Origin of the sequence: Amphritea pacifica (assembly GCF_016924145.1) — a bacterium.
Taxonomy (GTDB): domain Bacteria; phylum Pseudomonadota; class Gammaproteobacteria; order Pseudomonadales; family Balneatricaceae; genus Amphritea; species Amphritea pacifica.
This window is the reverse complement of sequence record NZ_JAFFZO010000007.1, coordinates 1-14,656: the sequence shown is the minus strand read 5'-3', so window position 1 is coordinate 14,656 and position 14,656 is coordinate 1. Positions and strand designations below refer to the sequence as shown.

13 protein-coding genes are annotated in these 14,656 nt (G+C 53.4%); 6 read left to right on the top strand and 7 right to left on the bottom strand.

All coding sequences use genetic code 11. The features are described from left to right. Positions 1-7: 7 nt before the first annotated feature. The 7 genes from JW499_RS04845 to JW499_RS04815 all read right to left on the bottom strand — a co-directional run bounded on the left by JW499_RS04845 (position 8) and on the right by JW499_RS04815 (position 8,085). Positions 8-586: a peroxidase-related enzyme gene (locus JW499_RS04845; protein WP_205209543.1), complete on the bottom strand. Its 579-nt coding sequence runs from the start codon at positions 584-586 to the stop codon at positions 8-10. Between the two features lie 167 nt (positions 587-753). After that, on the bottom strand, positions 754-1,656 hold the full coding sequence (locus JW499_RS04840; RefSeq protein WP_205209542.1) for a hydroxymethylglutaryl-CoA lyase: 903 nt from the start codon (positions 1,654-1,656) through the stop codon (positions 754-756). 2 nt (positions 1,657-1,658) lie between these two features. After that, positions 1,659-3,650, bottom strand: coding sequence for an acetyl/propionyl/methylcrotonyl-CoA carboxylase subunit alpha (locus JW499_RS04835; RefSeq protein ID WP_205209541.1), 1,992 nt, complete (start codon positions 3,648-3,650; stop codon positions 1,659-1,661). Between the two features lie 126 nt (positions 3,651-3,776). After that, a complete protein-coding gene (locus JW499_RS04830) occupies positions 3,777-4,580 on the bottom strand; it encodes an enoyl-CoA hydratase/isomerase family protein (RefSeq protein WP_205209540.1) in 804 nt (267 codons plus the stop codon). Between the two features lie 14 nt (positions 4,581-4,594). Then, a complete protein-coding gene (locus JW499_RS04825) occupies positions 4,595-6,202 on the bottom strand; it encodes a carboxyl transferase domain-containing protein (RefSeq protein ID WP_205209539.1) in 1,608 nt (535 codons plus the stop codon). A gap of 183 nt (positions 6,203-6,385) precedes the next feature. Then, the gene (locus tag JW499_RS04820; RefSeq protein WP_205209538.1) at positions 6,386-7,552 is read right to left on the bottom strand and encodes an isovaleryl-CoA dehydrogenase; all 1,167 of its coding nucleotides are present in this window, start codon (positions 7,550-7,552) and stop codon (positions 6,386-6,388) included. Between the two features lie 137 nt (positions 7,553-7,689). After that, positions 7,690-8,085 carry a MerR family transcriptional regulator gene (locus JW499_RS04815; protein WP_091353561.1) on the bottom strand — a complete coding sequence of 132 codons (396 nt, stop codon included), beginning with the start codon at positions 8,083-8,085 and terminating at the stop codon, positions 7,690-7,692. 288 nt (positions 8,086-8,373) lie between these two features. Between JW499_RS04815 and JW499_RS04810 the strand changes: the two genes are divergently transcribed. The 6 genes from JW499_RS04810 (at position 8,374) to JW499_RS04785 (ending at position 14,460) form a co-directional block, all read left to right on the top strand. Further along, a complete protein-coding gene (locus JW499_RS04810; RefSeq protein WP_205209537.1) occupies positions 8,374-9,198 on the top strand; it encodes an ABC transporter ATP-binding protein in 825 nt (274 codons plus the stop codon). Further along, on the top strand, positions 9,195-9,905 hold the full coding sequence (locus JW499_RS04805; protein ID WP_205209536.1) for an ABC transporter ATP-binding protein: 711 nt from the start codon (positions 9,195-9,197) through the stop codon (positions 9,903-9,905). Before JW499_RS04810 ends, JW499_RS04805 begins: the two co-directional genes overlap by 4 nt. Before the next feature lie 81 nt (positions 9,906-9,986). Beyond that, entirely contained in the window at positions 9,987-11,189 is a 1,203-nt protein-coding gene (locus JW499_RS04800; RefSeq protein ID WP_205209535.1) for an ABC transporter substrate-binding protein, read from the top strand. Positions 11,190-11,352: 163 nt separating this feature from the next. Next, positions 11,353-12,240, top strand: a complete 888-nt coding sequence (locus tag JW499_RS04795) for a branched-chain amino acid ABC transporter permease (RefSeq protein WP_205209534.1) — start codon at positions 11,353-11,355, stop codon at positions 12,238-12,240. A gap of 24 nt (positions 12,241-12,264) precedes the next feature. After that, positions 12,265-13,194: a branched-chain amino acid ABC transporter permease gene (locus JW499_RS04790; RefSeq protein ID WP_205209533.1), complete on the top strand. Its 930-nt coding sequence runs from the start codon at positions 12,265-12,267 to the stop codon at positions 13,192-13,194. Positions 13,195-13,278: 84 nt separating this feature from the next. Then, positions 13,279-14,460, top strand: a complete 1,182-nt coding sequence (locus tag JW499_RS04785; protein ID WP_205209532.1) for an acetyl-CoA C-acyltransferase — start codon at positions 13,279-13,281, stop codon at positions 14,458-14,460. Positions 14,461-14,656: the final 196 nt, after the last annotated feature.

Genomic DNA, 14,656 nt, shown 5'->3' with positions numbered 1-14,656 from the left:
CATCTGTTTAACGTGCCTGAGAGTGATATTCAGGATTGGGCTGCATATCCACGGCGCCTGCTACCCGGTTGGTCATATTGTAAAAGCCGGCTACATTCGCAATATCCCAGATATCCCGGTCGCTGAATCCTGCATCCCGCAGCGCCTGACGATCACTCTCCTCAATACAGTCGGGAGATACCGTCATCTTAACGGCGAAGTCCAGCATCGCCCGGTGGTGAGTTGACAGTTCAGCGGCGCGGTAATTGATAGCAAGCAACTCGCCCAGTGCCGGATCGCCAGAATAGTTTCTCACTGCAGCACCGTGGGCGGCGATGCAGTAAAAACAGTGATTCTGAGAGGATACGGCTACCGCTATCATCTCCCGCTCAAGGGTGGTCAGATTGCTGTCGCCGAACATCATCTCATTGTAGAAACGGGAGAACACCTCCAACTGAGCCAGGTTCTGACTGTATGCCTTGAGGACATTGGGGATCATGCCCAGCTTTGCATCGCAAACATCGAAATATTTTTTAACGTCGTCGGGCAGCTCTTCCCGTGACGGGTAGTGCAGGTCCAGCGCGGTAATATGATCAGGTTGAGACATGGTATTACTCCGTATTATTTTTGTCCGTCAGAGCAGATAAGCGGATTGTTCCGCCCGGATTCATAAGCAGGAACCTGGATATCTGCTCTATATTAGGGTAAACCCTTACTTTCTTTCAAGAGGAAAGTTTTAAGATCGGATTAAATCTATTCACTGTCCCTTTGTGTTTATTGACAACCGATGGCCAGAGCCACTTTGGAACCGCTGGTGCGACCCAGCTGAGCCGTAATCCAGTGGCCGGTCTGCGCCAGTTTTTTAAGATCGACACCAGTGTCGATGCCCAGTCCATTCAGCATGTAAAGGACATCCTCGGTGGCGACATTGCCTGATGCTCCTTTGGCGTAGGGACAGCCACCCAGACCGGCAACCGAGGCATCGATCACCGCGATGCCTTCCTCGATCACCGCATACAGGTTCGCCAGGGCTTGTCCGTAAGTGTCATGGAAGTGTGCTGCCAGCTTCTCTATAGGCACTTGCTTGCTCACTGCTTCCAGCATCCGCTTGGCTTTAAGTGGCGTGCCAGTGCCAATGGTGTCGCCCAAAGAGATCTCATAGCAGCCCATATCCAGCAGCTCACGGCTAACCGCAGCCACCTGAGCGGGGTCTGTCTCACCCTCATAGGGGCAGCCCATCACCGTGGAAACATAGCCACGCACCCGGATATTGCAGGCTTGTGCCCGTTCAATCACCGGTGCAAAACGTTCCAGGCTTTCACTGATCGAGCAGTTGATATTTTTTTGGGTGAAGGCTTCTGAGGCTGCGCCGAATACAGCAACCTCATCAGCGCCCGCAGCGATGGCGCCCTCAAGTCCTTGCAGGTTGGGTGTCAGTGCCGAGTAGGTCACTCCGGCTTTACGGTTGATACCGTTCATAACGGCAGCGGCATCGCCCATCTGCGGCACCCACTTCGGTGACACAAAGCTGGCCGCTTCGATATGACGCAGACCGGTTTCACTGAGGCGGTTAATCAGCTCTATCTTAATGGCTGTATCAATCACCGCTCCAGGCTCGTTCTGCAAACCGTCACGGGCTCCCATTTCGAACAGACGAAGATGTGTCGGAAATGCCATCGTTATGCCTCCGTTAGATCCAGAGAGATCAGTTGTGCACCATCTTCAACCAGATCGCCTTCAGCAAAATAGATCTCAGCCACCGTGCCGTCATGGGGCGCTTTCAGACTGTGTTCCATCTTCATCGCTTCCATAATCACCAGCGTGTCTCCGGCTTTAACAGTTTGACCCGCTTCAACCAGTACCGCGACCACCGCACCGTTCATGGGGGCTGTCAGGTTATTATCGCCAGCCTGATCATCACTGCCAAAGGTTTCCCGGTGCTGCTCACAGATAAACTGTTCGCCTTCGTGGAACAGGGTGAGCTGATCGCCATCGTTAAACAGGTGCACGCTAAGGCGGTGACCATTGATCACCACATCCAGCAGATCATCATTCAACTGGGCGGTGACCTGGTAGCTGGCATCATCGATCTGCACCTGATACTGACCTTTGTTGCCGCCTTCCAGAATGCTCAACTGGTAGTCGGTGTCAGCATGGATCAGTGTCAGCGGGCGGGCATATTCTGAGTTAAGCCGCCAGCTGTTCTGATAACCGAAGGGTGAATAAGGGTCGTCCGGGTTATTGGCCTGCTGCTTGGTTTTTTCACTGAAGAAACAAGCCGCCATGACCAGACAGAATGCGCTGTTCAGATTGCTGGCCGGAAACAGCAATGCTTCATGTTTCTCAATAAAGCCGGTATCCAGATCCAGAGCCTTAAAGGGCGCACTGCCCGCCAGATTGCGCAGGAAGCGCAGGTTGGTTTTCAGGCCGCTGATGCGGTACTCCTCCAGTGCCTGTTCCATCCGCGCAATAGCCCGGTCACGGTTATCATCCCAGACAATCAGTTTGGCGATCATCGGATCATAGAAGACACTCACCTCATCGCCTTCCACCACGCCGGTATCTACCCGAACATGCTGGCTTTCCTGCGGAGTGCGCAGATAACGCAGGGTGCCGGTGGCGGGCAGGAAATCGTTATCTGGGTCTTCCGCATACACCCGGGTTTCCAGTGCATGGCCGTTGATACGGATCTCGTCCTGCTGCAATGGCAGCGGTTCGCCACTGGCGATCCGCAGCTGCCACTCCACCAGATCCTGCCCGGTAATCAGCTCGGTAACCGGATGTTCAACCTGCAGGCGGGTGTTCATCTCCATAAAATAGAAGGAGCCGTCTACGTCATAGAGGAATTCGACCGTACCGGCGCCGACATAATCGATCGCCTGAGCCGCACGGACTGCCGCTTCACCCATCGCCTTACGGGTTTCATCGGACAGATTGGGGGCAGGCGCTTCCTCGATCACTTTCTGGTGACGGCGCTGCACCGAACAGTCCCGTTCAGCCAGATAGACACCGTTACCCTGTTTGTCACAGAACACCTGTATCTCAACATGACGGGGTTGGGTAAGGTAACGCTCAATCAGCATATCCGGGTTGCCAAAGGCGTTTTTCGCCTCACGACAGGCGGACTTCAGCGCTTCATCAAACTCATCAATAGAGTTAACCACCCGCATCCCTTTACCGCCACCGCCAGCCACCGCTTTCAACAGTTGGGGGAAGCCGCAACGCACCGATTCCTCTTTCAGCAGTGCCGGGGTCTGGTCTTCGCCATGATAACCGGGCACCAGTGGCACCGCTGCGTGAGACATAATCTCTTTGGCGGCGGATTTGGAGCCCATCGCTTCAATCGCACTGGTGGGGGGGCCGATAAACTCGATACCGTTATCGAAACAGGCGCGGGCAAATTCGGCGTTCTCTGAGAGGAAACCATAACCCGGGTGGATCGCCTGAGCGCCGGACTGTTTGGCGATCTCAAGAATCTTGTCACCGCGCAGGTAACTTTCGCTGCTGGGTGCAGGCCCCAGCATAAATGCTTCATCCGCCATCGCCACGTGACGGGCGTTTTTATCGGCTTCAGAGTAGACAGCAACACAACGGATACCCAGACGGTGAGCGGTCTGAATAACCCGGCAGGCGATTTCTCCACGGTTAGCTATGAGTATTTTATTAAACATGTTGTGCCTCCGTGTCGAACTCGCCTGTACGCACTGCGTGCGTCGACATGCAATTTGGCTTCGCCGCCAGATTGCTACACAACTGGTCGCCTCTATTTACTATTAGAATTTTATTAAACATGCCGCTTACTCCTGAATCCAGTTCGGTTTACGCTTCTGCAGGAAGGAGCTCAGCCCTTCCTGACCTTCGTCGCTGACGCGGATATCTGCGATGCGACGGGCGGTGTCATCGATCACTTCAGCGGTGATCTCTTTCTGGCTGACGGCATAGATAAGCTGTTTAGCGGCTTTCATCCCCTGGGGACTGTTTTTTTGTAGCGAGGCGACAAACCGGTCGCAGGCTTCGTCCAGTTGTTCAACGTTTTCAACGACCTCATGCACCAGGCCAAACTGTTGCGCAGCCTGGGCGCTGAACAGTTCTGCGGTGAGGAAATAGCGGCGTGACTGGCGTTCACCAATGGCACGTACTACATAGGGACTGATCACGGCGGGAATCAGTCCGATTTTGACCTCTGAAAGACAGAATGAACTGCTCTCGGCGGCAATCACGATATCGCAACAGGCTGCCAGGCCTACTGCACCACCGTAGGCGGCACCCTGAATCAGGGCGATGGTGGGTTTGCTGTGGTTGTGCAGCAGTTCCATCAGTTTTGCCAGACGGCCGGCATCGACCATGTTTTCTTCATGGGTGTTGTTGGCCATCCGCTTCATCCAGCCCAGGTCGGCACCGGCAGAAAAGTTTTTACCCCGGGAGCGCAGCACCAATACCCGCACTTCAGGGTCTTCATGGGTGGCTTCAAGGCAGTGGATCAGCTGTTCTATCACGCCATCGTCAAAGGCATTGTGAACCTCTGGGCGGTTGATAATCAGCTCGGCAACGCCGTTGGCACTTTTTTCCAACAGCACCAGTTGTTGTGTATTGATTGTCATTGTCTGATCCTCCATCACATCCGGAATACACCGAAGCGGGTGTCACCCACCGGCTTATTGAGTGCGGCAGACAGACTCATGCCGATCACATCGCGGGTTTGTTTTGGATCGATCACGCCGTCATCCCAGAGGCGGGCAGAAGCGTAGTAGGGGTGTCCCTGATGCTCATAGGTATCGATGATCGGTTTTTTGAAAGCGCTTTCATCTTCAGCCGACCACTGTTCACCGGTACGGTTCATATTGTCCCGTTTTACGGTTGCCAGAACCCCTGCTGCCTGCTCGCCGCCCATCACTGAGATACGGGCGTTAGGCCACATAAACATCAGGTTGGGGCTGTAGGCCCGGCCGCACATGCCGTAGTTGCCGGCACCAAAGCTGCCGCCGATCAGCACGGTAAATTTCGGCACATCGGCACAGGCCACCGCCATCACCATCTTCGCACCGTGCTTGGCGATACCCTCTGATTCATATTTCTGCCCCACCATAAAGCCGGTGATGTTTTGCAGGAACAGCAGCGGAATTTTGCGCTGGCAGCACAGCTCGATAAAGTGGGCACCTTTCTGTGCTGACTCACCAAAGAGAATACCGTTGTTGGCGATGATGCCGACGGGATAGCCATGTATATGGGCAAACCCGGTCACCAGTGTGGTGCCGTAGAGTTTTTTAAACTCATCAAATTCAGAACCATCGACGATGCGGGCAATCACTTCGCGAACATCGTAGGGTTTTCTCAGGTCGGTACCGACAATGCCGTACAGCTCATCAGCCGGATAGAGCGGTTCTTTGGGGGCCTGAGTTTTAATGTTGATCTCTTTGCGGCGGTTCAGGCTGGCCACGCAGGTGCGGGCGATCTCCAGCGCATGCTGATCGTTTTCGGCGTAATGGTCGGCGACCCCGGAGACTTTACAGTGCACATCGGCACCGCCCAGATCTTCGGCGCTGACTACTTCACCGGTGGCCGCTTTTACCAGCGGTGGCCCGGCCAGGAAGATGGTGCCCTGATTGCGCACAATAATGGATTCATCCGCCATCGCCGGTACATAAGCACCGCCCGCGGTACAGAGGCCCATTACTACAGCGATCTGGGGAATCCCTTTGGCAGACATACGCGCCTGGTTATAGAAGATACGGCCGAAATGATCGCGGTCGGGGAAGACATCATCCTGTTGGGGCAGGTTGGCCCCTCCTGAATCCACCAGGTAGATACAGGGCAGGTGATTCTGTTCGGCGATCTCCTGTGCCCGCAGATGTTTTTTCACCGTCAGCGGGAAATAGGTGCCGCCCTTAACGGTGGCGTCGTTGGCGATAATCATACACTCAACGCCTCTGACACGGCCGATACCGGTAATGATGCCGGCAGCAGGTACATCGTCATCGTAGACCTTATAGGCGGCCAGTTGTGACAGCTCTAGCAGGGGGGAACCTTCGTCCAGCAGGGCGTTGATCCGCTCCCGGGGTAGCAGTTTACCGCGGGAGAGGTGACGTTCCTGATATTTGGCGCCGCCACCCTGATGAATCTGTGCTGCTTTATCGCGCAGATCCCCTACGACGGCGTCCATGGCGTCATAGTTAGCGCGAAACTCTTCAGCCCGCGGGTTAATTTTTGTTTTTATCGTTGCCATTGCTTTCTCTCCGGCGTCACTCGTTAATGCTTCTCTCAGAACAGTTGGATAGAGTGTTTACCCATAACAACTGCCCGATCAATGCTCAAAAAACGCCTTGTCTGAATTCGTCATGATTCACAGTGAAAAAGAGGGGAGGTGCAGAACACCATTCCCCATAAAGTCCACTGATGGAAAACGGGTTTACTTATTCAGGAACAGCTCACGACCGATCAGCATCCGGCGGATCTCCGATGTACCGGCACCGATCTCATAGAGTTTCGCATCGCGCAGCAGGCGACCGGTGGGGAACTCGTTAATATAGCCATTGCCGCCGAGCAGCTGGATCGCATCCAGGGCAATCCTGGTGGCCATCTCTGCGGTATAGAGGATGACGGCTGCACAGTCTTTACGGGAAGTTTCACCACGCATCGCAGCATTGGCAACGGTGTAAGCATAGGACTTGGAGGCGTTCATCAGCGTGTACATATCGGCCACTTTGCCCTGTACCATTTCGAACTCACCGATCGCTTTGCCAAACTGTACCCGGTCGCGGGTATAAGGGATGGTGATATCCATGGCCGCCTGCATGATACCCAGTGGGCCACCGGCCAGCACCAGACGCTCATAGTCCAGACCCGACATCAGTACTTTAACGCCACCGTTCAGTTCGCCAAGAATATTCTCTTTAGGCACCGGGCAATCCTGGAACACCAGTTCGCAGGTGTTGGAGCCGCGCATCCCCAGCTTGTCCAGTTTCTGATGACGGGAGAAGCCAGGATAATCACGTTCAACAATAAAAGCGGTGATCCCTTTAGGTCCGGCAGTCAGATCGGTCTTGGCATAGATAACATAGGTGTTGGCATCAGGACCGTTGGTGATCCACATTTTGTTGCCATTGAGCAGGTAGTGGTCACCGTTGTCGCGAGCCGTCAGTTTCATTGAAACCACATCGGAACCGGCATTCGGCTCAGACATCGCCAGCGCGCCGATATGTTCGCCGCTGATCAGTTTTGGCAGGTATTTGAGCTTTTGCTCATGGGTACCATTGCGGTGGATCTGATTAACACAGAGGTTAGAGTGGGCACCGTAAGAGAGGCCAACAGAGGCTGAAGCACGGCTGATCTCTTCCATCGCGATCATGTGTGCCAGATAACCCATCTCAACACCGCCGTACTCCTCTTTAACCGTAATACCCAGCAGACCCATATCACCGAATTTGCGCCACAGATCGTTGGGGAACTCATTATCATGATCGATCTGCTCGGCGCGGGGAGCGATCTCCCGTGCAGCAAAACTGTTAATCTGCTCCCGCAGCATATCCAGAGTTTCGCCGAGTCCGAAATTAAGTGAGCTGTACTGTGCAATCATTTTCTGTCCACCTGGCTTAAGGAGTCGATAGGGCAGCTTTGTTGTCGCTGCCGGTTTCGTCTCCGGTTTGTGTTTATTGTTGTTACTTCGTTATTGATCAATCTTTCTCCGCCAACCTGTCGTATTGCTAAGGCGGTCTAGAGCGTTTTCTCCGTCAGATCAGCCATCGCTTCGCGGCAGCGACTCTCTGCGCTGTCCAGTTCCAGCTGAAGCATGGCGATATCATTTAACTGCTGTTCAAGGGCTGCTTTCTTTTCTTCAATTTTAGCCATCAGCAACTGCAGCTGTTTCATACTGCCGGTCGGGGTTTCATCCCACAGGGCAAACAGCTCCCGGGTTTCCGCCAGCGAAAAGCCCAGCCGCTTGCCCCTGAGAATCAACTTCAACCGCACTCTGTCCTGGGCACTGTAGATGCGTGTTTGCCCACGGCGGGTGGGGAAGAGCAACTGCTGGTCTTCATAAAAGCGGATGCTGCGTGTGGTGACATCAAACTCACTTGCCAGCTCACTGATAGAAAAAGTACGTGTGTTCATAATCTGCTTCCTGACGCTTATGGGATTTAATGTAGCGGAAGTTTACGTAAACGTAAAGTGTGTTTTTTTAATTTGCCGGAATGTTACATTTCGTAGGATTGTTTTTAAGTCATTGATATGTAGTAATAAATTTCGTTATCTACATAAGCAGGCACTTATTATTATACTAAAGTAGTACTTGTTAACCTGTAGGGGAAATTGCTAACTTGGCTGCAAGGCTGACATGGACAACGTGGTTGTGGTTGCCCATCTGATAATAAAAACAAATATAAGTGAGGCTGCTTCTTAATGAGTGCCGACTATGTTCTCGAGACCAGAAATCTGGTTAAGGAATTCAAGGGCTTTACTGCCGTTGACGATGTAAATCTTCAGGTTGAGCGGGGAACAATACACGCGCTGATCGGCCCTAATGGTGCCGGTAAGACAACGGTATTTAATCTGCTGACGAAATTTCTGACACCCTCCCGTGGCACTATTCTCTACAACGGTGAAGATATCACCTATCTGAAGTCCGCCGCGATCGCCCGAAAAGGGATAGTGCGTTCATTTCAGATCTCGGCGGTGTTCCCACACCTCTCAGTGCTTGAGAACGTGCGTATCGCCCTGCAGCGAAAAGAGGGCAACAGCTTTCATTTCTGGAAGTCGGAAAAGGTTTTGCAAAAACTCGATGCCCGGGCTCTTGAACTGCTGGATGAGGTGGGGCTGAAAGGCTACGCCAACACGGTCACTGTCGATCTGCCCTATGGTCGCAAACGCGCGCTGGAGATCGCTACCACTTTAGCGCTGGACCCTGAGATGTTGCTGCTGGATGAACCGACCCAGGGCATGGGCCATGAAGATGTCAGTGTGGTGGCCGATCTGATTAAAAAAGTCTCGGCTAACCGCACCATTCTGATGGTTGAGCATAACCTGCATGTGGTGGCTCAGCTGGCCGACAAGATTACCGTATTACAACGAGGCGCCATTCTTACCGAGGGCGACTATGCAACCGTGTCTCAGGATCCGCGTGTCCGTGAAGCCTATATGGGGGTTGAAGCGGATGACGAGGTGGCGAATGCCATCGCTGCAGAAACCGCTGCCGCGAATGCTGCGAAGAAGGAGGACGTTGCATGAGCACAACAGGTGAAAAGCTGCGTATCAGTGATCTGCATGCCTACTATGGCGAGTCACATATTCTCCATGGTATCGATATGACCATTATGCAGGGAGAACTGGTCACTCTGCTGGGACGTAATGGCGCAGGCCGGTCAACCACGCTGAAAGCGATTATGAATATGGTGGGGCGCCGCACCGGTAAGATCAATATCAATGGTAATGAGACCATCGGCATGGCAGCCCATAAGATCGCCCATCTGGGGGTGGGGTACTGCCCTGAAGAACGGGGGATTTTCTCCAGTCTGAATGTGGAAGAGAACCTGATGCTGCCGCCTAACGTTCGCTCTGATGGCATGAGCGTTGAAGAGATCTATGACATTTTCCCCAACCTGGCTGAACGCCGTTATAGCCAGGGGACCCGCCTCTCAGGCGGGGAGCAGCAGATGCTGGCGATGGCCCGAATTCTGCGAACCGGTGCAAATATTCTGTTACTCGATGAGATTACAGAGGGGCTGGCTCCGGTCATTGTGCAAAAACTGGCTGAGGTTCTGGTGATGCTCAAGGAGCGGGGCCTGACAGTTTTGCTGGTTGAACAGAACTTCCGTTTTGCTGCGCCTATCGCTGATCGTCACTATGTTATGGAACATGGTCATATCGTAGAAGAGGTTCAGAAGCATGAGCTGGAAGCAAAAACGGAACTGTTGAATACCTACCTGGGCGTCTGAAGCCCGAAAACGCGTTGTAGTAAAAAAGCTCTAATCATGAAGTTCGATAAAAATAACAAGTTCTCAAGCAGGAGTGACAAAATGAAAGCAATGAAGAAGACCCTACTGGCTGTAGCGATGAGCGTGGCCGCAGCCACCGGTGTTCAGGCCGAAGGCATCTCTAACGATGTGGTTAAAATCGGTGTACTGGCGGATATGGGCGGCGTATATGCTGATATCTGTGGCCAGGGCTGTGTTACCGCCGTCGAGATGGCGGTCGAAGATTTTGGCGGCACCGTGCTCGGTAAGCCGATCGAGATTGTTAGCGCTGATGACCAGAACAAGCCGGATGTGGGCTCTGCGAAAGTGCGTCAGTGGATCGAGGATGAGAATGTTGATGTAGTAACCGGTCTGGTGGCTTCATCGGTAACAGGTGCCGTGACTAAAGTGCTGACCGACGCTAAGAAGATCGCCCTGATCTCGGCCTCTGCCAGTAATGCTTTCACCACCAAAGCCTGTTCTCCCTACAATGCACACTGGACCTATAACGTCGCGGCACTGGCAAACGGTACCGTTAAGCCGATGGTTGAATCCGGCAAGAAGAAGTGGTTCTTCATTACCGCTGACTATGCGTTTGGTCACGCCCTGGAAGGGATTGCCACGAAGGTTATCGAATCCAGCGGCGGTGAAGTGGTCGGAGCGGTGCGTGCACCGTTGGGCACCACTGACTTCTCCTCTTATGTTCTGCAGGCACAGGCGTCTGGCGCTGATGTCGTTGGTCTGGCAAACGCCGGTACTGACTTCGTTAACTCGCTGAAAACCGCAGCAGAGTTTGGTCTGACTGAAACCACTGATGTTGCTGGCTTGCTGGTATTCACCCCTAACGCTCAGGCACTAGACCCTGCTATCGCTGCAGGCATGAAGGCGACCACTGGCTTCTACTGGGATATGGATGACCAGACCCGCGAATGGTCTGCCCGGTTTAAAGCGCGTCACGGTTCTATCCCTGCCATGCCACACGCCGGTGCTTACTCTATGACCATGCACTACCTGAATGCTGTTAAAGCGGCGGGTACGGATGAATCCGATGCGGTTATGAAGCAGATGAAGGCCTCTAAGCCGGATGATTTCTTTGCCCGTAACGCCTACCTGCGTAACGATGGCCGGATGGTCCACGATATGCTGCTGGTGAGCATCAAAGATGCCGCAAGCCGTCAGTCTGCCGATGATATCTACAACATCGAAGCGACTATTCCAGGTGATGTAGCGTTTAATCCGATGCTGCCTGAGTGTGATTTCAAGTAATTCTTAAGCAAGAGCCTGAAATCAGGAGGGCGGTGCAGTGCTGCTGCATACCCTCCGGTCTTTTCATAAGAAGTTAGTTTGAAAAGATAGTCTGAAAGGACTGTATGCAATCGGCTTGAAGGGGGCGGTTGCATACACCATCTTTGCTTCTCTGGGTGATGTTATGGCGACGATATTTGGTATAAATCTGTTTGCGCTGTCGGGACAGCTGCTGGTGGGGCTGATCAATGGCTCATTCTATGCGCTGCTGAGTCTCGGTCTGGCGATTATTTTTGGTCTGTTAAAAATCATAAACTTCGCGCAGGGCGCGATGTATATGCTCGGCGCATTCTTTGCCTGGATGGCTCTCAATTATATGGGCATCAACTACTGGTGGGCGCTGCTGCTGGTGCCACTGGCGGTTGGTGTTCTGGCGATCCTGATGGAGCGTTTTCTGGTGCGTCCCATTGCCAATGAGGATCACCTCTACAGTCTGTTGCTGACCTTTGGGGTGGCGCTGGTGCTACAGGGGCTGTTTACCCATTTCTATGGCTCTTCCGGTTTGCCTTATCAGATTCCGACTGAACTGAAAGGCGGTACCAAGTTGCCGTTTATGTACCTGCCAAACTACCGAGCCTGGATTATCGTCAGCTCGCTGGTGGTCTGCTTCAGCACCTGGTGGGTGATTGAAAAAACCAAGCTGGGGGCTTATCTGCGGGCGGGCACGGAGAATCCTCAGCTGATGCAGGGCTTCGGTATCAATGTGCCGCTGATCACCACGCTGACCTTCGGTTTTGGCGTGGCGCTGGCCGCTTTTGCCGGGGTGCTGGCGGCGCCGGTGTATTCCGTGAGTCCGGAGATGGGCTCCAATATTCTGATCGTGGTGTTTGCCATTGTGGTTATCGGCGGAATGGGCTCTATTGGTGGAGCGATTCTGACCGGTCTGATGATGGGGGTCGTTGAAGGGCTGACGAAGTTTTTCTATCCGGAAGCATCCACTACCGTCATCTTCCTGTTTATGGTGATCGTGCTGTTGGTTAAGCCGGCCGGTCTGTTTGGTAAAGAGGCCTGAGCCATCTGGCAGGAGATAAATGACATGATAAAAATGAATAAGCTCTATCTGTTTCTGATCGTCATAGCACTGGTGGCACCGAGTATTGTCTATCCGGTATTTCTGATGAAACTGCTGTGTTTCGCGCTGTTTGCCTGTGCTTTCAACCTGTTGCTGGGCTTTGTTGGCTTGCTGTCCTTTGGTCATGCGGTGTTTCTCGGGACCGGCGGATATATCACCGGCTACCTGATGTTGCACACCGGGCTGACGCCGGAGCTGGGGATTCTGGCGGGTACTCTGGGGGCCGGGCTGCTGGGTGCTGTTTACGGCAAGCTGGCGGTTAAGCGTGAGGGGATCTACTTTGCGATGGTAACCCTGGCGCTGGCGCAGCTGGCGTTCTTCTTCTACCTGCAGGCGCCCTTTACCGGCGGTGAAGATGGCTTGCAGGGCGTACCCCGTGGAGAGTTGTTTGGCCTGATCGATCTGAATGATAACTTTGCCATGTATTACTTTGTGCTGGCGATCTTTATCTTCGGGTTCTGGCTGGTGCAGCGCACGGTACACTCACCGTTTGGACAGATTCTCAAAGCGATCCGGGAGAATGAGCCCCGTGCTGTATCGCTGGGTTACAACGTCAATGATTACAAGTGGGTGGCCTTTATTATCTCCTCGGCACTCGCAGGTCTGGCGGGTTCCACAAAAACGCTGGTATTCCAGCTGGCGTCACTGACCGATGTCCACTGGCATATGTCCGGCGAAGTGGTGCTGATGACCCTGCTGGGCGGTATGGGTACCATCTTCGGGCCGCTGGTGGGTGCCGGTGTGGTGATCTCGATTCAGAATATGCTGTCCGGCGGTGAGCTGGGTAACTATATCCACATTATTATGGGCATCATCTTTATCGTCTGTGTACTGGCATTCCGTAGCGGTATTGTGGGTGAGTTCCAGAAACTGGTTAAAAAGAACTTCGGTTAACTATTATTAAGTCGGAAAGGGACGCTATCTGCGTCCTTTTTAGTTATCCCATTCAGTAACATGTTGGTGGGTTTGGAGAGAGATATGAGTCAGGATTCAGTGGTAATTGTCAGTGCTGCCCGAACACCCATGGGGGGCATGATGGGCGCATTAAGCGAAGTGCGTTCACCCGATCTGTGCGCTACGGCGATTAAAGCAGCGCTTGAACGTGCTGCTCTTCAGGGCAGTGATATTGATGAAGTGATTATGGGCTGCGTTTTGCCTGCTGGATTAGGACAGGCACCCGCCCGTCAGGCGGCTCGTGCTGCAGGTATTCACGATGCTTCCGGGGCAACCACCGTCAACAAGATGTGTGGCTCCGGCATGAAAGCGGTGATGCTGGCACACGATCAGCTTAAAGCGGGGCAGGTGGATATTATGGTGGCCGGGGGGATGGAAAACATGAGCCTGTCACCCTATCTGCTGCCGAAGGCCCGTGCCGGTATGCGCATGGGACACCAGCAGGTGATCGATCATATGTTCTTTGATGGTCTGGAGGACGCCTATGAAGGCGGTCTGATGGGGAGTTTTGCCCAGAAGAGCGCCGATGATTTCAATGTCACCCGCGAGGCGATGGATGATTTCGCTATCGGCTCACTGGACAAGGCGCTGGCAGCAATCGAGAGCGGTGCTTTCAAAGATGAGATTGCCGCGGTGACGGTGAAAACCCGTCAGGGTGACACGCTGGTTGACACCGATGAACAGCCGGGCAATGCACGAAAAGATAAGATCCGTCAGCTGAAACCGGCTTTCAAAAAAGATGGTACCATCACCGCAGCGAACTCCAGCTCCATCTCCGATGGCGGTTCGGCGCTGGTGCTGATGCGTGAATCCGAAGCACAGAAACGCGGTTTACAGCCGCTGGCACGGATCGTCGCCCATTCAACCCATGCCCAACTGCCCGCCGAGTTTACCATCGCGCCGATCGGTGCCATTGATAAAGTACTGACCCGGGCAGGCTGGAGCAAAGACGATGTTGATCTCTATGAGATCAACGAAGCCTTCGCCGTCGTTACCATGCTGGCGATCAGCGAACTGGGGCTGGATGCGTCAAAAGTCAACGTCAACGGCGGCGCCTGTGCACTGGGTCACCCCATCGGATCATCCGGTTCCCGCATTCTGGTCACGCTACTCTACGCACTGAAAAACCAGGGTAAGAAAAAGGGCGTTGCTTCGCTCTGTATCGGTGGCGGTGAAGCCACAGCGGTAGCGGTTGAGATGTTATAGACCGGTTGAGTGTTTAAAAAAGGCTGATGCAGAGATGTGTTGGCCTTTTTTAATAAAGCTGAGAAAGTAGCTAGTGTAGTGTTTCACTCTTGATGATTCTTAATGTATCCTCAGCTCAAATACCCTGAGAGAATCGGACTTATCGCATGCGAATTGCCACCCCTATTGTGCTTACTGAAGAAGAAAAGGCTGAGCT

Coding starts and splice junctions, on each gene's coding strand:
- JW499_RS04845 (WP_205209543.1), bottom strand. CDS start 586: ATGTCTCAACCTGATCATATTACCGCGCTGGACCTGCACTACCCGTCA.
- JW499_RS04840 (WP_205209542.1), bottom strand. CDS start 1,656: ATGGCATTTCCGACACATCTTCGTCTGTTCGAAATGGGAGCCCGTGAC.
- JW499_RS04835 (WP_205209541.1), bottom strand. CDS start 3,650: ATGTTTAATAAAATACTCATAGCTAACCGTGGAGAAATCGCCTGCCGG.
- JW499_RS04830 (WP_205209540.1), bottom strand. CDS start 4,580: ATGACAATCAATACACAACAACTGGTGCTGTTGGAAAAAAGTGCCAAC.
- JW499_RS04825 (WP_205209539.1), bottom strand. CDS start 6,202: ATGGCAACGATAAAAACAAAAATTAACCCGCGGGCTGAAGAGTTTCGC.
- JW499_RS04820 (WP_205209538.1), bottom strand. CDS start 7,552: ATGATTGCACAGTACAGCTCACTTAATTTCGGACTCGGCGAAACTCTG.
- JW499_RS04815 (WP_091353561.1), bottom strand. CDS start 8,085: ATGAACACACGTACTTTTTCTATCAGTGAGCTGGCAAGTGAGTTTGAT.
- JW499_RS04810 (WP_205209537.1), top strand. CDS start 8,374: ATGAGTGCCGACTATGTTCTCGAGACCAGAAATCTGGTTAAGGAATTC.
- JW499_RS04805 (WP_205209536.1), top strand. CDS start 9,195: ATGAGCACAACAGGTGAAAAGCTGCGTATCAGTGATCTGCATGCCTAC.
- JW499_RS04800 (WP_205209535.1), top strand. CDS start 9,987: ATGAAAGCAATGAAGAAGACCCTACTGGCTGTAGCGATGAGCGTGGCC.
- JW499_RS04795 (WP_205209534.1), top strand. CDS start 11,353: ATGGCGACGATATTTGGTATAAATCTGTTTGCGCTGTCGGGACAGCTG.
- JW499_RS04790 (WP_205209533.1), top strand. CDS start 12,265: ATGATAAAAATGAATAAGCTCTATCTGTTTCTGATCGTCATAGCACTG.
- JW499_RS04785 (WP_205209532.1), top strand. CDS start 13,279: ATGAGTCAGGATTCAGTGGTAATTGTCAGTGCTGCCCGAACACCCATG.